Below are 21,462 nucleotides of genomic sequence, written 5' to 3' on the forward strand. Positions count from 1 at the left end.
AAGTCCCCTGGTCGTGCTGGACACTCACGGCGTTGACGGCGATGTCGATGCCGCCGGCCGTGGCCGCGACCGCGTCGGCGTGCTTGTCCACGGCCTGTTGATCAAGCACGTCGACCTGCGCGGTCTCGACCGTTGCGCCCGCGGCGGCGATGTCCCGCGCCACGGCGTCGAGCTTGGCCTGCCTCCGCCCGGCGATGAAGACCCTCGCACCTTCCCGGGCGAAGACCCGTGCGATGGCGCCGCCGATGGCACCGCCGCCTCCGTAGATCACAGCGTTCTTGCCCTTGAGCAGCAATCCGCTCATCGTCGACCTCCACATGATTGTTCTTCCGGAAATGGGCAGGCGGGCTCCGCGCTCAGACCGTGCTCAGACCGTGGTCGCGGCCACGGCGCCGTCCGGCGTACGAGAGCGCACTTGCGTGATGCAAGCGAGGTTAGAGGGGTAGTCTTGCATGACGCAAGTGCTCCTCTGGGAGGTGTGGTCGCCATGCTGGGCAAGACCTACGACACGCAGGTGTGCTCGGCCGCCAGGGCACTGGAGGTCATCGGCGAGCGATGGAGCCTGCTGATCGTGCGTGACGTGTTGTTCGCCGGAGCGACCCGGTTCGCCGACTTCCAACGCCTGGGCATCGCGACCAACATCCTGGCCAAACGCCTGGACAGCCTGGTCGAAGCGGGCATCCTCGAACGGCGACCGAGCAAGGAGCAGCCCGATCGCAGCCACTATGCCGTGACCCGGAAGGGACTCGACCTGGCACCCGTGATCATCGCGCTGACGCAGTGGGGTGATCAATGGGCGGCACCCGCAGGTCCGCCCATCCTGTACCGGCACACCGGTTGCGGCGACGCGATCACCGAGCAGACCGCCTGCGGCACCTGCGGGGAGGTCACCGACCTCGCACAGATCCACGTCGCCCACGGCCCCGGCTTCCCCCAGGCCATGGCCGCACGGAAGAATCGCTCGGACGCCGCCGCCCCACGGTGACACCCCGCCGCGTCACCGAAGGCGGTGTGAACGCTGACGGGCGGGCGCCGCGCCGGCCACCAGGGCCTCCCGAGTCGGGCACAGCAGGAGGCCACTCCGGCTCCCACGCTCGCGGGAACCAGCCCGCCAGACCTGCATGAAACGAATCCGGGCGGCGAACCCTCTGGCGGGGGTTCTCGCGGAGTGCCGGTCCAGAAGTGAGGGCAAGGAGCGGTGACGGCGGCCGCCGGCGGGGCCGCCGTCATGCCGCGCTTCTTTCGTACGTCCGGTCGACCGGCCTCGGCCGCCACGTCCGCGTCGCTCGAATGGACGGGACCAGCCGCTCTGATCAACCCGAACTGTGAAGAGTTCTCCTAGCGGAAGTCCTCGGCATGATCTCGCGCCCACTGCGCGAACGTCCGTGCCGGGCTGCCTGTCACGGACTGCGCTGTGGGCAACGGGCCCAAGGTGCTCGGATCGAAGTCCATGTTGTCGGCCGGATCGGCCGGATTGCCGTCGTAGTCAGTGAATCCCAGCAGGAAGTCCGCAGCCTCGGCAGCGAATCCTCCGATCTTCAGGTAGATTTCGCGCGCCTGCGCCGGAGTGACCTCCTCGAACCTCACCTCTTCGCCGAGCGCGTCGGCGATGGCTTCGACCTGGCCGCGCAAGCTGATCAACTCTGGACCGTTGATGTCGTACGCCTGGCCGCGATGCCCCTCCTCCAACAGGGCTTTCAGCGCCACATCGGCGACATCCCGCTCGTGCACGGGAAACCAGGCCGCGTCCGGGTTCGCGTCCCGCACCAGCCGCTCGGCCCGGATCGACGGCCCCCACAGCGAGAGCTTGTTGGCGGCGAACTCGCCCGGCCGGAGATGTGTCCACTCCAGACCGGACTCCTGAACGGCCTGTTCGACCGGCGGATGGAATGTCGTGTCGAAACCGCCGCTCACCGCGCCCGACGAGAGCACGACGATCCGCCGAACGCCGGCCTGCCTGGCGCGTTCGACGATCGCCTTCGCCGTCGACGGCTCCGGGAAGAGGAACACCCGGTCCACGCCGTCGAACGGCACGCTGTCCGGCTCGGTGAGATCTCCCTGGACGACCTCAGCGCCGGGCAGCCGGGCCCGGCCCGGGTTCCTGGTCAGCGCCCGTACCTGAACGTGGGCCCTGACCAGACCTGCCGTGACGTGCCGCCCGACGTTCCCTGTCGCCCCGGTCACCAGCACTCGCATGTACGCCCCCCTTTTCCGTACGTCCTACGGATAAACATTACCGTAGCATCTACGGAAAGGGAGGCTTGATGGAACGCAGCGGCGGTGGAGACCCTCGGCAGACCTTGCGCCTGCTCTGGCGTTCCCCGCAGGCCCGGTCGGGCCGCGGCCGGCCGCCCAAGGTGTCCCTGGACAAGATCGTGGGTGCAGCCATGGCGCTGGCGGACCGGGAAGGACTGGCCGCCATGACCATGGACCGGCTCGCCGCGTCCCTCGGCGTCGGCACTATGACGCTCTACACCCACGTGCCCGGCAAGGCCGAACTGGTCGACCTGATGGTGGACTCCGCCTGGCGGGAACTCGACCTGACTCGATCAGGCTCCTGGCGGGACCAGATCGAGCACTACGCGAAGCAGAACACGGCCTTGCATGAACGCCACCCGTGGCTGCGCATGGTGTCGACCGTACGACCACCCCTGGGTCCCGGCCTGCTCGCCAGGGCCGACTTCCTCCTGGCCGCTCTGTCCATGACCGGGCTGTCTGCCACCGAGGCGTCCGCGGCGAGCGACTCCATCGTCACCTTCGTCGACGCCGCGACCGCCACCCTTGCCGAACACACCCACGCCGAGCGGCTCAGCGGCCTGTCCGACGACGACTGGTGGGCCGCCCGTCAGGAGTTCTGGGAGACCATCTTCGACCCGGCGCGATACCCGGCGATCGAACGGACTTGGCGGAACGGCGGCCTCGACCGCAGCGCGGCCGAGGCCGCGGTGCGCGCGTTCGACCTCGGCCTGCGTGCCCTGCTCGACGGAATCGCCGCGATGGCTCAGCAGAATCACCGATCGACCAGCTGATCTCCGCAGCCCTGCTGCGGATCGATCGGCCAGCCCTGTCCGGCGAGAGTCGCGCGCAGGGTCTCGACCCACCAGTCGAGCAGACGATCCCGGGCGGTGTCGTCCAGTCCGACGCTCCGGCGGAACTCGTCGCCGAACAGCGGCTCCGTCGCGACTGCTTGGTGCAGGGCGCACACGGTCAGCTGGATCGCCTCGCGTGACGGCGGCGTTCGCCCGGTCGCCCCGCACTGCTGCCGAGCCTGGGTGTGCAGCCGGTCCACCACCTCATCCAGCATTCCGCTGCCGGTGTCCCGCCAGCCGGAACGGTGCAGCGCGAGCGCCAGTTCGGCGTAACCGCCCGCGCGGCCGTGGCTTGCTTTCCAGGTCGGCCAAAAGCGACAGCGCCAGATCCTTCAGCAGGCGGTAGCCGGTCGAGGACGCCTGGTCCAGCGCTTGACGGGCATACAGCAGGGCGCGGTCGCGCGTGCCTGGCTCGGCGTGCGCGCGGGCGAGGCCGAGCAGGGACCCGCACTGACAGGAGCATCGCGTTCTCGTCGGGCTCGCGGCCCAGGCCGGCATTCTCGTCCTCCAGCCGGACGCATGGAGGCAGCCGCGTAAGAGACGATTGCCTCCCGCTGAGCTCGGCCACGGCATGCGAGGATGGGTGACCCGCCCAGCTTGAGCAGGAGTGCGCCCATGTCGTATCCATCTCGTCACCGGGACGTCATGGCGGCTCGTGCGCGACTGGCCCCTCGCTTCGGCGACGAGGCGGCCCAGCGCCTGGCCGGGCAGTACGGCTACGAGGTGCCCGCGATCGAGGCTGTGACGGGCGTGGCGGACGCGCTGTGCATGGCCGGTCACGACGACAGGGTGGAGGCCACGCCCGAGGACGTCGATGACGCGCTGCGCGCGGTGGCCGGCGCGCGGGCGCAACTGCTGCAGGACGAGCCGGCGCTGATCGAGGCTGCGCGCGGCAATGGCCGGTCATGGGATGACATCGGGACGTTGCTCGGCGTGCCGGTGGCCGCGGCGAAGGCGCGTCCGGCGAAGATCCGGCGTGCTGTGGAGGACCTGAACCGGCTCGACTCCAGCTCGCTCGCTTTCCGGTGACACCACTGTCGGGCTGGCACCACCACATCCCCTCAGGGCCCGCCGGCGCCTGGGCGTATGAGCTTAAGTTGGATGGTTTTCGCGGCATCGTCCTGGTCAACGGCGACCGCGGCGTGCATCTGCACTCCCGGCGCGGCGCCCGTCTCAACGACACGTTTCCCGCGCAGGGGTCGGCGACGAGCTCGACCGACTCGCCACCGAGCTGGAGGCCCACCTGGACTACGAAGAGGAGCAGCCGGTCCCGATCCTCAACAAGATGCTCACTCTTCCCGAGGAGGTCTCGGTACAGCGCGCAGGGCGTCGGGCATGAGGTGGCTGGTGACCGTCAGCGCGCTCCGACCGTCGTACGGTGTGAACCATGACCTTGGCCGGCACACTGACGTCCGCTCCCGTTCACAGGTGAACAGCCCAACGATGACCACACCCCGGCGCTCTCCTGACCCTCCCCCGGAACACCAAAGCCCTTCGTCAGCAGGCTCCAAGCGCTGTTGCGAGACATCGACGAAATCAGGCGGTCGACAGTGCCGCGCCATCGCCTCCATCTGATCAACCACCGGTGGCCGTGGGACGTCCACATCCCGCGGGCACTTTCGAGCTGAGACGCGCGCAGATTTCTGTCGCCTGCGCGCCCGGCGCGACGGGGAGGACCCGGACATTCCCCCAGGAGTCGAGGGCTACCAGATACCCGTCCGAGCGGAAGGCCAGGTCGTGCAGTGCGAATCCAGCGCCGGGACCGGGCGGGCTCAGTTCCAGCTTGGCCGTGGTGTCGATCAGATGCAGCGCGCCCTCGTGGTCACCGACTGCCAGCGTGCGCCCGTCCGGGGAGAACACCAGCCGGCTTGGCGGGGAGACGCGAGTCAGCACCGGCCCGCGTACGGCGAGCGTCTCCGTGTCCCAGAGTCGCACTTCACCATCGATCACGGTCGCCATGAGTACCCCGGAGAAGGCGATCTCATCGGGGACGTTGCCCGCATCGCCGAAGGTCATCTTCCGTGTCGTCCCGTTCTTCAGATCTACGCGAATGTCGCCCGCGTACAGGCTCTGCCCGTCAGGCGTGAAGGCGAGTGCCGTCGCCTTCACCTTCGCCGAGATCGTTGGAACAGCCGAGTCGGCGTCCCATACCTGCAATTCTCCGGAGAGGCCGCCTGTGTGCCAGACGGCTGCGAGCTTCTTGCCATCTGGGCTGAATGCGATGCGAACGTTGGTAGGGATGCCGTCGCTGTTCGGGTCCGGCTGCCGGCGCTCCAGAACCGTCGCGGAGCCGCCCCTGTCGGTCCGCCAGAGCGCGACCTGCTGGGCGAACGCGGCTGGAGTCGCCGCGAATCGTCCGTCGGGAGAGAAGATCAGGCCGACCGCCACGCTGGCGGGGGCCTGGTTGAAGTCATGCAAGAGCGGTGGACCCACCTGCCGTCCGGTGGTCGCCTCGTGGAGGCGGAGCTCGTTGTTCCTGCCCTGGGTGGCCGTGGCAAGGACCGAGCCGTTCGCACCGATGTCGGAGAATCCGGCCGAAGAGCCGAAGGCGTGAGCTGGGCGGGTATGCCATCCCACGTAGATGGATATGACCGCCTTGTCGTCCGACAGGTAGCGGACCCACTGGCCGTCAGCGCTGAAAGTCAGCGGAGAGATGGACGCCCGCCCCGGAGCCGCGGTGGTGAGAATCGGCAGGTCCAGGGCGGCAGACGCGGCCAGCCGCAGCCCATCGCTCTCTTCGGAGGCCACGAACTCGCCATCGCCGCTGAAGGCCAGCGGCCCGCTTCCTGATGAGCTCGCCGCCCTGCCGAGCTTGGACCAGGACCTGGTGGAAAACAGCTGGGTGTCGGTCGGCGTGCTGACGGCGAGCATCGAATCGTCAGCAGAGAAAGCCAGGTCGTCGTAGCCGGAGCAGTCCTCGCGGCTGGACTGGCATGCGCGGCTGGGTGGTATGGGAGCGATCGTGGTGGCGAGCGTGCCCTTGCGTACGTCCCACACCTTCACGTCCAGGTGCTTGTATTTCTCCCGCGCCACCAGCCATCGGCCGTCATGGCTCAGCTCGAACCTGTTCGTGCCGAATGGCACGGCCAGCAGCTTCTTGCGCGTTCTGGTGTCCCATACCGTCACCTGCCGCGCGGTCGTCGCCGCCGTCACAGAACCGTCGTCGCTGAGCTTTATTGTGCGGGTAGGGCCCAACCACTCCATCTCGTATCCGTCGGCGACCTTGCCGAAGGCCGGGCCGGCCGCCGGACCTCTGGACAGGTCCCAGCGTCGCAACTTGTCCTGATCATCGCTTGCGACCAGGATCGATCCGTCGCGGCTGACCGCCATCAGGCCAAAAGGTCGCGCGGGGAAGCTTTTGACCAGCTGGTGGCGGGCGACATCCCACAACTCCGTTGCGGTGCCGGTCCTCAGCACCAGCAGGCTTCCGTCCGGGGTCAGGGTCAGGGACGAGGTCTCGCTCGCGCTCGGCGGTTTGAAGGCGTCCTGGTACGGCTGCGCCAAGGTCGCGTGCAGCTGCAGGCGGGTCTCTCGCAGATCAGCGGTCCGCCAGGCGGCGACCGCCAGCACGCCCGCACGTGCGGGATCCTCCTCCCGCAGGCTCGCTGCCTGGACAGCGAGGTCGCGGGCGCGGTCGAGGCGGGCCCTGTCCGCCGCGCTTGTGCGCTCGGTCTGCCGGAAGTACGCGGCGACCCCACCGGCCAGCAGGACGATGACCAGCGAAACGGCCGTGATCAGCCGCAGAAGGGCCCGCCGGTGAATTCGCCGGGCCCGCCGCGCGGCTTGCTGCCAGGTGAGTGCGGGAACGAGTTCGGCTTCCGCCGCATGCTCTTCTGCGTGGTCCAGGTCGGCTGCGGGGATGATGACCCGCCTTGTCCCTGCCGCACGCAGCTTGTCGGGATACCCCTCGACCGACCTTAGGAGGGAGCGCTTGCCCAGAGCTCCGACAACGTGACTGTCCGGCCGCAGCCGGGAGATCCGCAAGAGGTCCGTGGCCCGCTGACGCCGCCGCACCTCGTCCAGGACGACGGCGAACGCTGCTCCCAGCGAGGAGTCCTCCACGTACGGCACGGGCCCCGTGTCGGCTTCCAGCGACCACACCACGGTGTCGGAGAGGCGGCCGGCGTGTGACCAGGCGAGGCCGAGAGCTTCACGGAAGCGGGCATCGGCGCTGAACAGCGCCATCCGTGCCGGGTCGGGGACGAGTCCCGGCGGGGAACCCGGCAGTCGTACGGCCCTCAACTGGGCTCGCTGTCCGCCGGCGAGCCCCAGCTTGAACAGGACGCCGACACTCTGCGCCCTGCCGCGTGGCGGCGGATCCACCAAGTGCCGTAACCACACGGCGGCGGTGAGGCGCACGCCGGGTGAGGCATCGATCCCGTCCAGCAGGCGCAGGCACCGTTCCACCCGTACGTCTTCCGCCTGACCTGTGGTGGCGGGACCCGACCGCGGAGAATGATCCGCCACGGAGTACCAACGCACGGCTGCGGCGAGCGCGTCGGGGGCCGACGGCTCCTCCAGCAGAGCGAGGCCGAGACCGGCCAGGGCGCGCAGGGCGTGCACGGCCGGGCCCTGACCGACGCGAAAGGGGGCTCCGAGGTCGGCGCTCCCATCCGGGTAGCCGACCAGCTCGTCCATCAGCGGGTGAAGCGAAGCCAGCGGGGCGGCATGCAGGTCGCGCAGTTCCTCGGCATTGCCGGTCCGCACCAGGTCCGCGATGAGAGGGAACAGCCCTGCGTCCGTGCCGGTGAGCCGAACGAGTAACTCGTACTGGGCGTGGGCGTCTGCCGGGACCTCGATCACGGAGTCATACGCCCAGTACGGCGCGCACCGGATGCCCGTCGGGGAAATCGGCCGCGATTCGCTTCCACACGTCGATCCCGCGGGTGGTGGCGGTGGCCCGGAGGGAACGGAGCACCTCCTCCGGCTCGCGCGCCGCGACCTCTGCCGGGCTCAGCACCTGCCCATCCACATCGGCGGCGACGAAAGTCCCGTTCGGTCTGGGCAGGCGCAGCAGACCGTACAGCTCGTCGGGGAAGGCCTGCAGGGCCAGCAGGTAGCGGCGCGTGCCCTCACCGTCGCTCACCCATACGGGCAGCACGTCCACCCCCGCCTTCTGTGGAAGCGGCGCGGAGACGCTCAGTTGGACGTGGTCACCCGCGGAGATCTCCAGCCGCAGCCGGTATCGGCCACGGTGAACCTCCCGGTATCTGCCTTCCGCACTGGCCGAGGCCGCGGCCAGCCCGAGGTCCAGCCAGGCTCCCGTCGCGCGTGTCCTGCCCGAAGGAACGGGACGCTCGCGTTCCCCGCCGCCGGAGCTGAGCAGCGTCGCCCAGTAACGATCCCAAAGGGGGCGGTCGCGGGCGGGGATCTCCGCCATATCGCGTGGGTCCGCCCCGATCAGCACCGACCAGCAACGGCGAAGCAGGGACCCTCCCCCCCTCATTGCACCCCCTGATCCTGCCTGACCTCGCCCAGAGCGGCTGCCTGGTTCTGCGCGGCGGCTAGCGAACGCACTCTCCCGAGTTGCAACAGCAGCAGCGGGGCGGCGGCTCCAGCGGTGAACGCGGCGATGGGTCCGGCGAACTGGTCGGCCAGGCCCAGCCCCACCAGCGCGCCAAGCACCGCCCTCGTCAAGGCCACCAGGGCGTGCGCGGGCAGATCGATGTGCTCTTTCAACGCGGGACGGGGCTTGCGCCGGACCTTCTGTCGCTTGGCCTGCCACGCCATGATCAATGGCCACAGCGTCATCAGCTCGACCACAGCACCGCCGAGCGCGCCGTACACCCCCGCGTGCCAGAGTTCCATCAGCCCTCGCTGTCGGTACGACTGCGACTCATTCTCACACCGACCCGCTAATCGATCAAGACAGGTGTCCAATGCCGTGACCCGAAATGAGTGGCCGGGTTGGCGCGTAGGGCACTCCTGCCAGTTGGACGGCGTTTGATCAGGTTCGATCGACGCTCGGGAGGCCAGGTGACGCAACCGGTCCGGGTCCGCAGACGCACAGATCAGGAAGGGCGGAAGCTTGAGGAACACGGCGTCGACGTGCATGAAAGTCGCACGCCAGGATGCCGGAGGCTTGCGAGGTGAGAACCTGTCGCCAGGTCGGTGATGTCTGACGTGGCGCTGGGTCCAGGCCGACCGCGGCCCTGGTCGCGAAGCAAAACCGCAGCTCACACCACGAAACCGTGTTTCGAGCGGACACGATCGGATCGATGACGCTCTGAGCCACTCGATCGGATTCACGTCATGGGACGAACGCCACCTGCGCGACGTCCTCGTCCAGCACGAGGTCTCCTTCGATCGGCATCGTCTCCCGACGAGACCGGCTCGGTGACCTCTTGCACGAGTACGCCCCGGTCGCAGGTGGGGCGGTGTTGTTCGGCAGGCGCAGGCTTGTCGCTGATCGTTCAAGGTCGGGTTCAGGGGTAACTGATCCACTCCAGGAAGAGGGTGTCGTTGTCGCGGATGACGAGCCTCTTCCTGCCGCCTTCGATGCCGTTGGCGGACACGCGGCCACTGTTGTCGAAGTCGCCCACCGCGCTGCACTTGATATCGCCGTGGTCGGACCCGCCGTATCTCTGGAACACCCAGTAGCGATTCCGGTTCCCCCACTTGATGGTGATGCTCTTCCACATCTCGTCTTGACGGCCGACCCAGGGAACCCACATGGAACCGGTCCATTGACGGCCGGCTGGGACGGTGAAACGGATGTCCTGGTTCTCTCCGTCGTTGATCTGTACGTCGCGCGTTGTCTGGTTCACCACTTCCCTGATGTCGGTCATCTCATTGATGGTGGGATCGTGCCACTCGGGCCAGGGACCGGTGCCGCACGGGGAACTGGTAGCCGTGGCGCCGGCGGGTGAGGCGGCCGTGAGAAGCGTGCCCGCTGAGACCGCCGCCATGGAAAGGGTGAGGGTTCGGCGGAATGCCTTCATGTGAGCCCTTTCGGAGACAGTGAATTCCTCACCGATGGTAATCGGCCGACTACTCTCGATCCAGGTATCGGTCGGTCCAGGGCCGACCTGCCGCGGCGTCCAGTGCACCATTCAGGGCGAGGCATCGGGGCGGCTACTGCTGCGTGCAGACCACTTCGCGCATTCGTGCAGACGACTTCGGAAACTGACACAGACGATCACGAAAGTCCCGCAGGCGGGTCAGCCTGGCGCGCTCACGTCCCAGGGTGTCCTCCATACTCAGCATGCACGCCAGACCACCACCAGGCGATCTTCCGCACTACCGAACCTCTACCGAGGGCCGCTCGGCACAGAAAGATCCCCCAGCCCCTCGCAGTTCAAGGAGGGCGGGGAATCTCGGCGGTGCAGGTGGTTGGATGGCTGAAGGGTGCCCGGGGCCGGTAGGAACGGTCCCGGACGCTCAACTGGGTCAGCACCCGGGGCAGGTGCGCGTGCCGGTGGTCGACGTCGACCGCCTGGCCGTGCTCGCGCAGCCGGGCTGCCAGGATCTCGACCAGGCCGGCCGCGCGGTGTTTGCCGCCGGCGCATCCGATGGCGGTGGAGCGCGGGTCCCGCAGGGAGCATCGCGTAGGCCACCAGGTTGTCGACCAACTCGGCGGCGCCGGGCGTGCCGAGCACGATCTGCTGGACGCGTTGCCGCGGCCGTCGAGGTCGAGGATGCCGCAGTTGCGGGCGGCGGGCCGTGCAGGTAGCCGAACGAGATGAGCGTGAGTGCCATGAGGTGGTGCTCTTTCCAGGGGTGAGGCTGGTCAGCGCTGCCGGGACCGCTGGCGTTCGGTCAGGGCGGCGTCGATCTCGTAGAGCCGGTTCCGGTCGGCGTCCGGGAGCCCCCGGAACTCGGGGCTGGCCAGGAACGCCGCTGCAATGGCGATCAACTCACCCGGATGACGTCCATGGCGACCGTAACCCACAGCACGCATCCGCGACGTAGCATGTGCCTTCCCGTGGGGGCCCTCGACGACAGGGCTGGATGATCAGTCGACGTAGTCCGTCATCCACGGTTCGTACGTGTACAGGGTCTCCGTCGTGCTGGCCTTGAAACCCCGCCAGTAAATGACGGAACGCGGCAAGTCGCCCTCATCGGCGGAGAAGCTGGCCTCACCAGCACAGTCTCCGCGGCTGGCGTACCAGCCTGATATGCCGAGTTGGGGTACCTCGAACTGCACTCCGGCCTTCCATCCATCGCCACAGAAGACGTCCTTTACGGTGAAGGAATTCCGGCCCTTCTCCATGTTGTGAGTGCCGGAGTTGAACCACACATGGCCCGCTGCCTTACCGTCCGCATGATGGATGACCTGCTCACTTGTCGCGGCTTGAGCAGCCCCACCGCTGACGGCCAGGGTAAGTGCCATGACGGCGGCAAACATCGGAAGTCGGAGTCGTAAAACGATGAACCCTTGCCAGTGCATTGACTTCCTCTCTCGATTGAGCAGGAAGAGACACTCGCATGATGATCGGCCATATGAATGTGGCCTGTAGGGCTCGTAGTCGGATAAATGCTCTACAGCAAACGCACCACGTTCCGCGAGATGGACCAGACCATGCAGGGCCATGACAGGTTCGTCCGTCTGCCGTGCATCTGAAAGTCGCCAGGACGCTTTGCCGAGAGCGTCGCCACCGCCCCAGCCTTGTCCCTGACTCCGCTGGTTCCGAAACCGACAGGCCAGGTCCAGGCCTATACGCCACAACCAGGCGGATGGTCATCACCGAGGCTTGGAAACAGGCGCTAAGAACGGCGCAAAGTCACAGAGCTGGAGAGCTGGGTGAGCAGCTCCAATTGATCGAAATAGAGGCGCAAACTCGTTATGAGTCCGTCTTCCACCGTACAGACATAACAGCATCGCAAACGAACAGGGCGACCCGTCGCGGAAAGCACCTGGCCATCGGGCATGGTGTATGGCCCTCGGTGAGTGCCCACCATGAGAAGCTCATCGACGGTTGTGGCTTCACCTTCGGAGGACTCCGTGAGCACCGCCCGGACGTCGGGGAATGCCGTCCAGAACTCCTCCAGGTAGGAGGCCAATTCGCTGTGTCCCTGCGATACGCCTTCGGGGCTGATGGACACCCCGGCCGGGCTGAAAGTGCGAAGTAGCGCCTTCATATCGTGAGCGTTGAACGCGCCCGTATAGCGGTCGCGTACCTCGCGGGCAACATTCATGGCACCGGACCCCCTCCCAATCGCTCGATGCCCGACGTGGCTGCCGATATGCGGTCGACTTACCAACGCATGCTAGATCTTTCCACTCGACTGGGTAGAATTCTGGGTCCTTCGTAAAGGCGCATGCCGCGCCGCCCTGCCCACTTCACATGGGTGCCTGTGCTCCTGTCAGCGCTCCCGGAGAGGCCGAGGATGGTCTCGTCCGTGCCGGGGCAGGGGGCGGTGAACCTGAGGCGGCGCGTACCTGCGCATATCGACGCGAACGTGAGGAAAGGATACGTTCCGGCAGATTTCACGGTTGTCCAAGGGAAATCCGGTGAGATGCCGGTGCGGACGCGCCACTGTATCCGGGACGTAGATCCCGGGAGCCAGGTCGCTTGGCAGCCGTGACCTCGCGATATGGGACGCGTGACCCCTGAGGAGGCTTGACATGAGCGGGTTGTCCACCCCTTCGACGGTTCCCTTTCCGCTCCTGCGCCCCTGGCTGCTGCTGGCCGTGCCCGTGCTGCTGCTGGTGGCCTACCTGGTTCTGATGGACAGCGGCGCCATCTCCCAGACCGGCACCTTCCTGCACGAGCTGATGCACGACAGGCGTCACTTGCTCGGCGTGCCCTACCACTGAGGGCCGGGCATGGTACGCACCTTCCTGGCCAGAGGTCTGCTCATCGGACTTCTCGCCGGACTGATCGCGGGCGCCTTCGCCTTCGCCTTCGGAGAGCCTCGCGTGGACCACGCGATCGCCCTGGAGGAGGCCGCCGCCCAGTCCGAGGCGCCCGATCCGGACACCGGGACGGCCGAGCAGGGCCACGCAGAAGCGGCCAGGCACAGCCACGGCGAGGAGGCCGTGGTCGGTAGGCCTGTGCAGAAGGCAGGGCTGTTCCTGGCCACCGGGCTCTATGGGCTCGCCGTGGGCGGGGGGTTCGCCCTGGTATTCGCCGGACTGCGCGGGCGGATCGGCCCGCGTTCCGACTGGCGGCTGGCCGTGGCCGCAGCCGGTACGGCGTTCGCCGCGATCATCCTCGTGCCCTTCGTGAAGTATCCGGCCAACCCGCCTGCGGTGGGTGATCCGGACACCATCAACAACCGCACGCTGCTCTACGTGGTGATGATCCTCGTCGGGCTGGCGGCGACGGCGATCGCGGGCGCGACGGCCCGCCGCGTCGACGGCGACCCATGGGCGCGCTGGACGGCGGCGGCAGTCGCGTTCCCCGTGCCCGTCGCCGCCGCATGGTGGTTGCTGCCGGCGGTCGACGAGGTGCCCGAGAGGGCGGAGCGACGTGCGGCGGCACATCCGCTGGTCGCAGCGCCGAGCTGAGCAAGGTGCTGTTCGTCCGGCATGCAACCACACCGGGGATGCCGGCCGGGTGCTTTCCCGCCGACGAGGACGCCAACGCGGCGAGCCTGACCAGGGCCGCCGCGTCGGGGTCCGTCGAGGCGCCGGTGGCATGGGCCGCTCCCGGCAGGGCCGCGCGGCAGACGGCCGCCGCCATGGGGCTGGCGGCACCCGAGATTCCCGCCCTGGCGGAGGCAGACTGCGGCCGGTGGCGGGGCCTGCCGTACGGACGGGTCGCGCTAGAGGAGCCGGACGCGCCGGCGAGCCGGCTGGCCGACCCGCACGCCGCCCCGCATGGCGGTGAGTCACTGAGCGCGCTCGCCGCCAGGGTGGCGGGCCGGCTCGATGCGGTACGGGGCGAGCCGCGAGCCGTCGTGGTCTGCGACGGCCTGCCGGTAAGGCTGGCACCACCAGCCGCCATCTGTGATGCTCTGCGGTGAACAAGGGCACGAGGATCCACGGGCCAAATCGCGAAAAGGGCTGACCTGGGCGAACCGGCTCATACAGGTCCTGCGATAGATATACCGTGAGATCGTTTCCCTTCCGACGGCGCGCGGCCCCGGACGTCACTGCGGAAAGCAATGACGCCGACCTCATCACCGCTGTCGCCGCGCGGAGCACCGTCGCCCTGCGCATCCTCCACCAGCGCCACGCCCCCTGGCTGCGCGCCCGCCTGGCCCGCCGCTGCGCCGACGCGGACGCCATCGACGACGCGCTGCGCTGCAGGAGACCTTTCTGGCCGTGTGGCGCTCGGCGGGTGGCTTCCGCGGCGACAACCCGGCCGGCTGGTTGTGGACGATCGCCGTCCGCCGTCTGATCTCCGCTCTGCGCGGCCGCGGCTCGCGCTGGGTCGGCTCCGGCATCGAACCGGACGACAGCTCGCCGGTCGCCTCGGCCGAGGACGTGGTCCTGCTGAGCGTGGAGCACGGTGACCTCGGCGCCGCCTTGAACAGGCTCTCCCCAGAGTTGCGCGCCGTGATCGAGGCGACTGTCCTCGACGGCCTCACCACCAAGGAGGCCGCCGGTCTCCTGGGCATACCGGAAGGCACGGTCAAGACCCGCGCGATGCGGGCCAGGGCCCGGTTGCGCGAGGAGCTGTCATGAGTAGCTGGCACATCCCCGATGATTTGCGTGAGCACTACCTCGAAGGCACGCTCGAACCGGCTCTGGCCATGTCCGTGGACGCGCATCTCGGCCGCTGCGCTGCCTGCCGGGCGGCGGTGCCGTACGACAAGGACTGGCTCGAAGCGTCCTGGGGGAGGCTGGAGGCCGAGCTGATCACGCCGCGCCCGAGCCTGTCCGAGCGGTTCCTGCGGCACGGCGGGGTGCCTGACCACCTGGCCAGGCTGCTGTCGGCGACGCCGACGCTGAGCCGAACCTGGCTGGCCGCGGTGGTGGCGGTATTGGCGTTCGCGGTGCTGGCCGCGCGCGAGCAGGCCGAGCTGCTGCCCGCATTCCTGATCGTCGCGCCGGTGCTGCCGCTGGCGGGCATCGCGCTCGCCTACGGGCCCCGCGTCGATCCCGCCCACGAACTGGTGGCCGCCACCCCCCTGTCGGGGCCGCGACTGCTGCTGACCCGGGCCACGGCGGTGCTGGCGGTGTCGGTAGTGCTGGCCGGGCTCGCCTCACCGTTGCTGCCGGCGCCACCTGGGCTGGCCGCCGCCTGGCTGCTGCCCGCGCTCGCCGCCTCCGCCGGCTGCCTGACCCTGTCGAGCCGGCTGCCCGTGCCGATCGCCGCCCTCGCAGTGGGCGGGGCGTGGCTGGCCATCGTCGGCACGGGCCGCTTCATCGGCAGCTGGCTAGCCGTCTTCGGCCCCGCCCCGCAGATCGGGTACGGCGTGGCCGCCCTCCTGCTGACGTACCGCTTCTACAAAGTGAGCACCAGATGATCCAGATCAAGAAACTGACCAAGACCTACGGGGCCAAACGGGCGCTCGACGACCTGGACCTGACGCTCGGCACCGGCGTGACCGGCCTGCTCGGCCCGAACGGCGCCGGCAAGACCACGCTGCTGCGCTGCCTGGCCACCACCCTCGCTCCCGACGGCGGCGCGGTGGATGCCTTCGGCCTGGACCCGGCCGACCGCGCGCAGCGGACCGCGCTGCGCCGCAGGCTCGGCTACCTCCCCCAGAACCCCGGCTCGTACCCGCATTTCACCGCCTTCGACCTCGTGGACTACGTGGCGATCCTCAAGGAGCTGACCGACCGGAAGCACCGGCACGCCGAGGTGCGCCGGGTGCTGGCCGAGGTGGACCTCACCGACCAGGCCCGGACGAAGGTGCGCAAGCTGTCGGGCGGCATGCGCCAGCGGCTCGCGCTGGCCCAGGCCCTGCTGGGCGAGCCGGACGTGCTCATCCTCGACGAGCCGACCGTGGGACTCGACCCGGAGCAGCGGATGGCGTTCCGGGCGCTGGTCTCGCGGCTCGGCCAGAGCCGTACCGTCGTGTTGTCCACTCACCAGACCGAGGACGTCGCCGCGCTGTGCGAGCGGGTGGTGGTCATGCGCGGCGGCCGCGCGGTTTTCGACGGCACCCCGCGCGAGCTCGCGGCCGTCGCGGACGGCCGGGTGTGGCTGTCGGACGGGCCGCCCGCCACGTCGAAGCTGTTCTGGCGGACGGCCGACGGCCGCTACCGAACGCTCGGCCCGCGTCCGCCGGCCGCGGACGCGACGCCGCCCGGTGTCGAGGACGGCTACCTCATGCTGCTCGGGGAGGCGGCGTGACGCGGCGGCTGTTCCTGTTCGAGACGCGCAGGCTGGCGCGGCACCCGCTCGTGTGGGGCGCGACCGTCCTGGTGCTGGCGCTGCAGACCTTCCTCAGCTGGGACCAGCAGCCCGACCTCACGATGGACCCAGTCAATGCCACCGGGCTGGCCACCTGCCTCGGCGCGGCGGTCCTGATCGTGGCGAGCCTGGCCACCTCGCGCGACGGGCGGCACGGCATGCCCGAGAGCCTCGCCGGCCTGCCGGGGCGGGCCGAGCACCGCACGCGGGCCCTGCTGCTGGCCACACCGCTGGTCGCGGCACTCGCAGCGGCGGTGGCCGTGGGAGGTTACCTGGCGATCCGGTTGCTGAGCGGCCCCGCCGGAGGGCGGCTGGACGTGTGGGAGCCACTGACGGCGGTGGCCGCCGCAGTCCTCGCCGCGACGCTGGGCGTGGCCGTCGGCCGTTGGACGCGGTGGCTGATCGCCGGGCCGCTGGTGGTGGCCGTGCTCGGCGTCCTCGTCTACATGAACCCGACGAACGGGCAGGCCCGCTGGCTGCTGCCGGTGATGCAGGTCCACCGGCCGGACTGGCCCGACCGCCCGTCGGCGCTCCACCTGGTGTACGTGCTCGCCATCGCGACGTTCTTCGGCGGGCTCGCGCTGCTCAGACATCGGGTACGGCCGGCACCCGCCGTGGCTGTGGTGGTGGCGCTGGCGGTCGCGGTGCCCTCGGGGGCCACCGCGGCGTCCACCCGGCCACCGGCACAGTTCCCCACGAACGTGGAGCTGACCATCGACCATGTGGACTCCCGCGTGCGTGAGCGCTACTTCGGCCCACATGCCTACCGCTGCACGGAGCGACAAGGGCTCACCTACTGCGCCTTTCCCGGTTACGAACCGTGGATCCCGCTGTGGGAACAGGCGGTCCAGCCGGTCGTGGCGGCGCTGCCCGCGACGCTGCGGGCGCGGGCGCCCCAGGTGCGGCAGACGAGCCCGACCTGGGGCCTCACCGACGATTCCGGCGTGATCCGGCCGCCGATGAGCTGGGGGCATCCCGACCAGCGCAGGATTCTGGCCGAGGACGCAGCCTTCTGGGCGACCGGACTGTACGACTCGGCCGCCAAGCGCTTCAACCCCTCCCGCCCCGCCACACCGTGTGACGTGCGCGGTCAGGCCCGCACGGCGGTGGCACTCTGGCTCATCGGCCAAGTCGCCCCTCCCGAGGCCCGGCGGCAGCTTCATGTCGACCATGACCTGGGACGCCTGTCCGGCCTGGACTGGGGCCCGGCCGAGATCGGCTACGCCAAGCAACTGCTGGCCTCCCCCGGCGCCCGCAAGAAGGTCCAGGCCAACTGGGACACGCTCGTCAAGCCCACCACCACGATCGACCAGGCCCTGCCGCTGCTCGGGCTGGAACGGAAGTTCGACGCACCGATGGGAGCCACGCCATGCCTGTAACCCTGCCCGCACACCCCCAGGCCGCATCCTCCACCGCGGCTGTACCCACCGCGGCCGTCCCTGCCCCGCCACCATCCCGCCGGCGGGTGGCGCTCCTGCTGGTGCGCCCCCTCGCGCGTGCCATCGACTGGGGGCCTCTGGTCGTGGTCGCCGCCTTCACCGCCGGGCTGGTGAGCCTGGTGGGGTACGGGGAGGCACTGCCCGGGGGCGACGCGCTCGTGCTCATGCGCATCTGTGGCACCCTGCTCGGCGCGGCGGCGGCCTTCGGGCTGGTCGATGCCATGTCCGCCGACCTCGGCGCCGCCGCGGTCCCCCGATGGGTCCGGCAGGCGCTGCGCTGCCTGCTGCCCGGTACCGCCGCGATCGCGATCTGGCTGGCCGCCTTCTCCTACATCCTGACCCGCCTGCCGGAAGGCGCCCTGTTCCCGGTCGGCGACCTGCTCATCGAGGCAGGCGTCTGCCTCGGCATCGCGCTGGCCGCTGCGGCGACCGCCGTGCGGTTCGCACCCGGACGGCAGGCCGCCATGGCCGCCGTGGTGGTCCAGCTGGCGATGGTGCTGGGGACCATCCTGCTGCCGCAGCAGGTCCGGCTCTGGCCGCCGACCTGCGGGTTCGGGTACTGGGATCAGGCACACCTGTTCTGGCTGGCGATGCTGCCCCTGCCGTACCTCTGGCTGATCACCGCGGGGCGCGACCTGCGGCGCTGACCCGCCGCGCTGTCAGGCGACGACTTCCGCGGCCCGTATGGCGGGCCGCCAGCCTCCCTTGAAGACCATCATCGACAGCACCAACCATCCCGCGCCACACGACCATGCCCAGATGCCAGCGCCACGCCCTGCAGCCGGGGCGCCAGAAGTGCGATTCCACTGGCGGAGTGCGGGACTTCGCTCCCCGCACCGATGTGCCGACTTGCCCATTGGTATCGGCACTTCATAGATTTCCGGGACATCACATGGCGCGTACGTCCCATATGGGTGTGCAATCGGGTAGTGAAAGTGCCGCCTCCGCGTGGACTCGGCACTTTCTGCGCAGACATGCCAGCGGCGGCGACTGGTCGCCCCCGATTCTCCACCGGCTGCAACCTGTCCGACGTGTGGGAAACGCTTGGCATCCGCCGCCGTAAGCCGCAGGTGCCGGACCGGCTGGCGGGAGGCGGAACCGTAGGACGCGGCCTTGGTGGCCCGCCTGTGGGAGGTGATGGTCACGGCCCGGACGTTGTCCTGGGGCGCCGGACTGTCGAGCGCACGCCCAGGCACCGCAGTGCTGGCAGCCGAGCATGTTGCCGAGTTGACGGGACGCCGGCCGCATCCGGGGACAGAGTCTTGGCCGCGCTGCCTCAGCGCCGATCTCCCAGGCCGTCTCGTGGACGGTAGCAAGAGCAGTGCCTTGCGGATGATCGCTGCGGACCTTCCAAGCCCCGTCATCATCCAAGACGTGGCCGAGCGATTGCAGGCCGCCGGCCTGGTTTCCGCTGATCCGCTCTCCGACGAGGAGCTCCTGACCGCGTGCCAGTGGATGGGGCACGGGCCGAATCTTGATGTCCGCGGCCGGATCGCGCGGGGGCGGACACTGACCAAGGACCTGCGCTACCGGTTGGCGCAGGCTCTGTGGGAGATGACGCCCCCCGGCTTCGTCAGCGACCTCTTCCGGGCTCGGCACCATTCGCGGCACTCAATACTGGCCTACGTCGAACTCCAGCAGCTTCTGAAGGAGCAGAACCGCATCCGTGCCGTCGATCCTGTTTGATCATGGTCCGGGGCACGGCGCAGGGAGCGCGCAGCGGCCGCGGTTGGTCTCGATCACGGCCGGGACGCAGGCGCCAACCGGACCGCAAGGGGAGCCGGTGAGCTCATGTCCGCCCTCACGCAGACACGTTTGTTCGGATCTGAGTCCCGGCCTGGCGCCGGGTGTGGATGATGGCCGGCATGGAGGATCGTCGGCGCGGCCGTCGCTGGGCGGGTGCCTGTGTCCTGCTGCCGGCCGTCGCCGCGGTGGTGCTGTGGCGCGGCTTGCAGGGGGCGAAGTTCGAGTTCGGTGATGTCGATCCCGCCGGTGCGGTGGTGGGTCTGGTCGCGCTGGCGGTGGCAGTGTGGGCGGGATGGCAGGCCGCCCAGGCCCAGCGCGCGGCGAACGCGCTCGGTGTGCACGGCACGCCCCAGCCCGAGCAGTGACCGCCCGGCGTACCATGTCCTCTGCTGACGCCCGCAGTCCGTTGCGGCGATCATGCCAACCGGCTGCGTACGTTCCCGAAGCGGCATGAGGCGGCGCGCACGATGGCCTCGGCGGTGGAGGTGCTGATGGCGGTGCCGGAGGTGACCGGGGAACGGTTGGTGTCTCCGGCCGTCGTGCCCTAATGGGATTCCCGCAGGGAGGGTCCGGCCGACGACGCCAGGCGGAAGCCCAGGCCGATCGCCGCCAGGTCCCGCTCGTACGCGCCGTGCCGGCGAGCACAGCGGGCCAGGTCCCGGTCGTGGCAGAACGCACCGCCCCGGGTGATGTGCGGGTCGAAGGCCCAGTCCTCGGTCCTCGGCACCTCTTGGGGAGCGCCCGGGTAGGGGGCGTAGAGGGTGGAGGTCCATTCGTCGGCGTTGCCCGCCAGGTCCAGGACGCCGAACGGGCTGGCCCCCTCGGGGAACGAGCCGACCGGCGTGGTCGTGCCGATGCCCAGGTCCACGAGATTGGCCAGCCCGGTACGGTACTCCTCGCCCCAGGGGAACTCACGGTCGTCGTCGCCTCGGGCGGCGCGCTCCCACTCGTCCTCGGTCGGCAGGCGTACCTCAACGCCGCCGAGCCGCTCCCCCAGCCACCGGCAATAGTCCGTCGCCTCCTGCCAGCTGACACCGATGACCGGGTGGTCCGCCGGCGTCTGCGGCACCGGCCTGCCGGTGGCCCGCGCGAAGAGCGTCCATTGCTCGACGGTCACGTGGGTGCGGGCGATCCGGAAGCCCGGAACGTGGACCTCGGCACGCGGGGCCTCCTTCCGGTACCACTCCACGGGCACCCGGGTGTCGGCGTAGCGGCGCGCGACCTGCTCCACATCTTCGGCGGGCGTGCCCCGCCGCAACGTTCCGGCCGGGATCTCGACCCAATCCACCTGTTCCATGCCCATGACGCCTCCACAACTGTCAATCGAAGAGACACCATGCTCGCGCCGACGGGCCCGGGCGCGCATCAGGCGGCAGACCTAGACCGACAACGGCTTTAGTTCTAGTACTCCAGCCGTAGATCGTGATCTTGTTGCTGGAGTGCGGTGGAGAGGGGCAGCGGTCAGTCGTCGACGAGATCGAGCTGGGCAGCACAGGCGTCCGCTACTCGAGTCCTTCGAGACGGCGGGCATCTTTGATCTCGCTGAACCTGGCAGCCGCCATCGGGGTCCATTCCGCCCTCTGTCCAGCGGCACGGACGGCTTCTGCAACCTCGCTGAGCTTCACGGAGGACAACACGCCCGCCCGCTCGATCAGGTCGTCCCGGGCCACGGTGGTCAGCCATGTGCACGGAGTAAAGCCTGGACGCGGGAACGCGAACCGCAGCACGCCTTCGAAGGGCAGTCCTTCCGGGGCTCCTACGGCCACTTCAACGCCCAGACCGCTGATCTCGGCGCCCGCCGGCGCAACGACCTGCATCGCCTGAAACCCGGATGACTCCTCGTCCGAGAGCAGCACGACCGGGCGTCGCTCATCGAAGTCGACCCACCAGACTTCACCGCGTTGCATGTGTCCTCCTGGCACGAGACGGCGGGCG

Annotated in this window: 25 protein-coding genes and 1 pseudogene; 13 read left to right on the top strand and 13 right to left on the bottom strand. The window is 69.3% G+C overall.

Going from position 1 to position 21,462, the window contains the following annotated elements:
* The coding region (locus IEZ27_RS54310) for an SDR family NAD(P)-dependent oxidoreductase (protein WP_229824646.1) at nucleotides 1-304 on the bottom strand (304 nt) is incomplete at its 3' end.
* Between the two features lie 183 nt (nucleotides 305-487).
* On the opposite strand from IEZ27_RS54310, the gene IEZ27_RS35725 reads away from it, so the two are divergent.
* Nucleotides 488-985 carry a winged helix-turn-helix transcriptional regulator gene (locus IEZ27_RS35725; RefSeq protein ID WP_189651294.1) on the top strand — a complete coding sequence of 166 codons (498 nt, stop codon included), beginning with the start codon at nucleotides 488-490 and terminating at the stop codon, nucleotides 983-985.
* A 353-nt stretch (nucleotides 986-1,338) separates the two neighbouring features.
* On the opposite strand, the gene IEZ27_RS35730 is transcribed toward IEZ27_RS35725, so the two are convergent.
* A complete protein-coding gene (locus IEZ27_RS35730) occupies nucleotides 1,339-2,196 on the bottom strand; it encodes an SDR family oxidoreductase (RefSeq protein ID WP_189651295.1) in 858 nt (285 codons plus the stop codon).
* A gap of 68 nt (nucleotides 2,197-2,264) precedes the next feature.
* On the opposite strand from IEZ27_RS35730, the gene IEZ27_RS35735 reads away from it, so the two are divergent.
* Entirely contained in the window at nucleotides 2,265-3,029 is a 765-nt protein-coding gene (locus tag IEZ27_RS35735; RefSeq protein WP_189651296.1) for a TetR/AcrR family transcriptional regulator, read from the top strand.
* On the opposite strand, the gene IEZ27_RS35740 is transcribed toward IEZ27_RS35735, so the two are convergent.
* The gene (locus tag IEZ27_RS35740; protein ID WP_189651297.1) at nucleotides 3,011-3,304 is read right to left on the bottom strand and encodes a hypothetical protein; all 294 of its coding nucleotides are present in this window, start codon (nucleotides 3,302-3,304) and stop codon (nucleotides 3,011-3,013) included. The two genes, IEZ27_RS35735 and IEZ27_RS35740, sit on opposite strands and share 19 nt — an antisense overlap.
* 400 nt (nucleotides 3,305-3,704) lie before the next feature.
* On the opposite strand from IEZ27_RS35740, the gene IEZ27_RS35745 reads away from it, so the two are divergent.
* Nucleotides 3,705-4,118 carry a hypothetical protein gene (locus IEZ27_RS35745; RefSeq protein WP_189651298.1) on the top strand — a complete coding sequence of 138 codons (414 nt, stop codon included), beginning with the start codon at nucleotides 3,705-3,707 and terminating at the stop codon, nucleotides 4,116-4,118.
* A 546-nt stretch (nucleotides 4,119-4,664) separates the two neighbouring features.
* Here the strand turns inward: IEZ27_RS35745 and IEZ27_RS35750 are convergent.
* The 8 genes from IEZ27_RS35750 to IEZ27_RS35775 form a co-directional block, all read right to left on the bottom strand.
* Nucleotides 4,665-7,892 carry a WD40 repeat domain-containing protein gene (locus IEZ27_RS35750; protein ID WP_189651299.1) on the bottom strand — a complete coding sequence of 1,076 codons (3,228 nt, stop codon included), beginning with the start codon at nucleotides 7,890-7,892 and terminating at the stop codon, nucleotides 4,665-4,667.
* Nucleotides 7,893-7,896: 4 nt separating this feature from the next.
* Entirely contained in the window at nucleotides 7,897-8,469 is a 573-nt protein-coding gene (locus IEZ27_RS35755; protein ID WP_189651300.1) for a hypothetical protein, read from the bottom strand.
* 62 nt (nucleotides 8,470-8,531) lie between these two features.
* Entirely contained in the window at nucleotides 8,532-8,897 is a 366-nt protein-coding gene (locus tag IEZ27_RS35760; protein ID WP_189651301.1) for a hypothetical protein, read from the bottom strand.
* Between the two features lie 617 nt (nucleotides 8,898-9,514).
* Complete coding sequence (locus tag IEZ27_RS35765; protein ID WP_189651302.1) at nucleotides 9,515-10,030, bottom strand: hypothetical protein; 516 nt, start codon at nucleotides 10,028-10,030, stop codon at nucleotides 9,515-9,517.
* Between the two features lie 356 nt (nucleotides 10,031-10,386).
* Nucleotides 10,387-10,806: a RapZ C-terminal domain-containing protein gene (locus tag IEZ27_RS55650; RefSeq protein WP_407672899.1), complete on the bottom strand. Its 420-nt coding sequence runs from the start codon at nucleotides 10,804-10,806 to the stop codon at nucleotides 10,387-10,389.
* Nucleotides 10,807-10,818: 12 nt separating this feature from the next.
* Complete coding sequence (locus IEZ27_RS55115) at nucleotides 10,819-10,944, bottom strand: hypothetical protein (protein WP_268246107.1); 126 nt, start codon at nucleotides 10,942-10,944, stop codon at nucleotides 10,819-10,821.
* A gap of 99 nt (nucleotides 10,945-11,043) precedes the next feature.
* Nucleotides 11,044-11,478, bottom strand: a complete 435-nt coding sequence (locus IEZ27_RS35770) for a hypothetical protein (RefSeq protein WP_189651303.1) — start codon at nucleotides 11,476-11,478, stop codon at nucleotides 11,044-11,046.
* Between the two features lie 317 nt (nucleotides 11,479-11,795).
* Complete coding sequence (locus IEZ27_RS35775; RefSeq protein ID WP_189651304.1) at nucleotides 11,796-12,227, bottom strand: ester cyclase; 432 nt, start codon at nucleotides 12,225-12,227, stop codon at nucleotides 11,796-11,798.
* 430 nt (nucleotides 12,228-12,657) lie between these two features.
* On the opposite strand from IEZ27_RS35775, the gene IEZ27_RS35780 reads away from it, so the two are divergent.
* The 10 genes and pseudogenes from IEZ27_RS35780 to IEZ27_RS35825 all read left to right on the top strand — a co-directional run bounded on the left by IEZ27_RS35780 (nucleotide 12,658) and on the right by IEZ27_RS35825 (nucleotide 19,892).
* Nucleotides 12,658-12,849 carry a CbtB-domain containing protein gene (locus IEZ27_RS35780; protein WP_189651305.1) on the top strand — a complete coding sequence of 64 codons (192 nt, stop codon included), beginning with the start codon at nucleotides 12,658-12,660 and terminating at the stop codon, nucleotides 12,847-12,849.
* 9 nt (nucleotides 12,850-12,858) lie between these two features.
* Nucleotides 12,859-13,542, top strand: a complete 684-nt coding sequence (locus IEZ27_RS35785; protein WP_189651306.1) for a CbtA family protein — start codon at nucleotides 12,859-12,861, stop codon at nucleotides 13,540-13,542.
* Between the two features lie 38 nt (nucleotides 13,543-13,580).
* On the top strand, nucleotides 13,581-14,000 hold the full coding sequence (locus tag IEZ27_RS35790; protein WP_189651307.1) for a histidine phosphatase family protein: 420 nt from the start codon (nucleotides 13,581-13,583) through the stop codon (nucleotides 13,998-14,000).
* Between the two features lie 86 nt (nucleotides 14,001-14,086).
* Nucleotides 14,087-14,664: pseudogene (locus IEZ27_RS55360) on the top strand (RNA polymerase sigma factor).
* Nucleotides 14,661-15,449 carry a zf-HC2 domain-containing protein gene (locus IEZ27_RS35800; RefSeq protein WP_189651308.1) on the top strand — a complete coding sequence of 263 codons (789 nt, stop codon included), beginning with the start codon at nucleotides 14,661-14,663 and terminating at the stop codon, nucleotides 15,447-15,449. Before IEZ27_RS55360 ends, IEZ27_RS35800 begins: the two are co-directional and overlap by 4 nt.
* Nucleotides 15,446-16,282, top strand: a complete 837-nt coding sequence (locus IEZ27_RS35805) for an ABC transporter ATP-binding protein (protein ID WP_189651309.1) — start codon at nucleotides 15,446-15,448, stop codon at nucleotides 16,280-16,282. Before IEZ27_RS35800 ends, IEZ27_RS35805 begins: the two co-directional genes overlap by 4 nt.
* On the top strand, nucleotides 16,279-17,721 hold the full coding sequence (locus IEZ27_RS35810) for a hypothetical protein (protein WP_189651310.1): 1,443 nt from the start codon (nucleotides 16,279-16,281) through the stop codon (nucleotides 17,719-17,721). The genes IEZ27_RS35805 and IEZ27_RS35810 overlap by 4 nt, the downstream gene beginning before the upstream one ends.
* An 86-nt stretch (nucleotides 17,722-17,807) precedes the next feature.
* Complete coding sequence (locus tag IEZ27_RS35815) at nucleotides 17,808-18,428, top strand: hypothetical protein (protein WP_189651311.1); 621 nt, start codon at nucleotides 17,808-17,810, stop codon at nucleotides 18,426-18,428.
* 727 nt (nucleotides 18,429-19,155) lie between these two features.
* Nucleotides 19,156-19,467 (top strand): hypothetical protein, encoded by a 312-nt coding sequence (locus IEZ27_RS35820; protein ID WP_189651312.1) that lies wholly within the window; start codon nucleotides 19,156-19,158, stop codon nucleotides 19,465-19,467.
* 179 nt (nucleotides 19,468-19,646) lie between these two features.
* Nucleotides 19,647-19,892, top strand: a complete 246-nt coding sequence (locus IEZ27_RS35825; RefSeq protein ID WP_189651313.1) for a hypothetical protein — start codon at nucleotides 19,647-19,649, stop codon at nucleotides 19,890-19,892.
* 179 nt (nucleotides 19,893-20,071) lie between these two features.
* Here IEZ27_RS35825 and IEZ27_RS35830 read toward each other — a convergent pair whose 3' ends face one another.
* Complete coding sequence (locus tag IEZ27_RS35830; RefSeq protein ID WP_229824648.1) at nucleotides 20,072-20,824, bottom strand: formylglycine-generating enzyme family protein; 753 nt, start codon at nucleotides 20,822-20,824, stop codon at nucleotides 20,072-20,074.
* 205 nt (nucleotides 20,825-21,029) lie between these two features.
* Nucleotides 21,030-21,434 carry a type II toxin-antitoxin system PemK/MazF family toxin gene (locus IEZ27_RS35835; protein ID WP_189651315.1) on the bottom strand — a complete coding sequence of 135 codons (405 nt, stop codon included), beginning with the start codon at nucleotides 21,432-21,434 and terminating at the stop codon, nucleotides 21,030-21,032.
* Nucleotides 21,435-21,462: the final 28 nt, after the last annotated feature.

This window comes from Nonomuraea spiralis (assembly GCF_014648435.1).
Lineage (GTDB): Bacteria > Actinomycetota > Actinomycetes > Streptosporangiales > Streptosporangiaceae > Nonomuraea > Nonomuraea spiralis.

What these genes read in the sequence shown, in the direction of transcription:
- IEZ27_RS35725 (WP_189651294.1), top strand. Translation starts at nt 488, where the DNA reads ATGCTGGGCAAGACCTACGACACGCAGGTGTGCTCGGCCGCCAGGGCA.
- IEZ27_RS35730 (WP_189651295.1), bottom strand. Translation starts at nt 2,196, where the DNA reads ATGCGAGTGCTGGTGACCGGGGCGACAGGGAACGTCGGGCGGCACGTC.
- IEZ27_RS35735 (WP_189651296.1), top strand. Translation starts at nt 2,265, where the DNA reads ATGGAACGCAGCGGCGGTGGAGACCCTCGGCAGACCTTGCGCCTGCTC.
- IEZ27_RS35740 (WP_189651297.1), bottom strand. Translation starts at nt 3,304, where the DNA reads ATGCTGGATGAGGTGGTGGACCGGCTGCACACCCAGGCTCGGCAGCAG.
- IEZ27_RS35745 (WP_189651298.1), top strand. Translation starts at nt 3,705, where the DNA reads ATGTCGTATCCATCTCGTCACCGGGACGTCATGGCGGCTCGTGCGCGA.
- IEZ27_RS35755 (WP_189651300.1), bottom strand. Translation starts at nt 8,469, where the DNA reads ATGGCGGAGATCCCCGCCCGCGACCGCCCCCTTTGGGATCGTTACTGG.
- IEZ27_RS35760 (WP_189651301.1), bottom strand. Translation starts at nt 8,897, where the DNA reads ATGGAACTCTGGCACGCGGGGGTGTACGGCGCGCTCGGCGGTGCTGTG.
- IEZ27_RS35765 (WP_189651302.1), bottom strand. Translation starts at nt 10,030, where the DNA reads ATGAAGGCATTCCGCCGAACCCTCACCCTTTCCATGGCGGCGGTCTCA.
- IEZ27_RS35770 (WP_189651303.1), bottom strand. Translation starts at nt 11,478, where the DNA reads ATGCACTGGCAAGGGTTCATCGTTTTACGACTCCGACTTCCGATGTTT.
- IEZ27_RS35775 (WP_189651304.1), bottom strand. Translation starts at nt 12,227, where the DNA reads ATGAATGTTGCCCGCGAGGTACGCGACCGCTATACGGGCGCGTTCAAC.
- IEZ27_RS35780 (WP_189651305.1), top strand. Translation starts at nt 12,658, where the DNA reads ATGAGCGGGTTGTCCACCCCTTCGACGGTTCCCTTTCCGCTCCTGCGC.
- IEZ27_RS35785 (WP_189651306.1), top strand. Translation starts at nt 12,859, where the DNA reads ATGGTACGCACCTTCCTGGCCAGAGGTCTGCTCATCGGACTTCTCGCC.
- IEZ27_RS35790 (WP_189651307.1), top strand. Translation starts at nt 13,581, where the DNA reads ATGCCGGCCGGGTGCTTTCCCGCCGACGAGGACGCCAACGCGGCGAGC.
- IEZ27_RS35800 (WP_189651308.1), top strand. Translation starts at nt 14,661, where the DNA reads ATGAGTAGCTGGCACATCCCCGATGATTTGCGTGAGCACTACCTCGAA.
- IEZ27_RS35805 (WP_189651309.1), top strand. Translation starts at nt 15,446, where the DNA reads ATGATCCAGATCAAGAAACTGACCAAGACCTACGGGGCCAAACGGGCG.
- IEZ27_RS35825 (WP_189651313.1), top strand. Translation starts at nt 19,647, where the DNA reads ATGGAGGATCGTCGGCGCGGCCGTCGCTGGGCGGGTGCCTGTGTCCTG.
- IEZ27_RS35830 (WP_229824648.1), bottom strand. Translation starts at nt 20,824, where the DNA reads ATGGAACAGGTGGATTGGGTCGAGATCCCGGCCGGAACGTTGCGGCGG.
- IEZ27_RS35835 (WP_189651315.1), bottom strand. Translation starts at nt 21,434, where the DNA reads ATGCAACGCGGTGAAGTCTGGTGGGTCGACTTCGATGAGCGACGCCCG.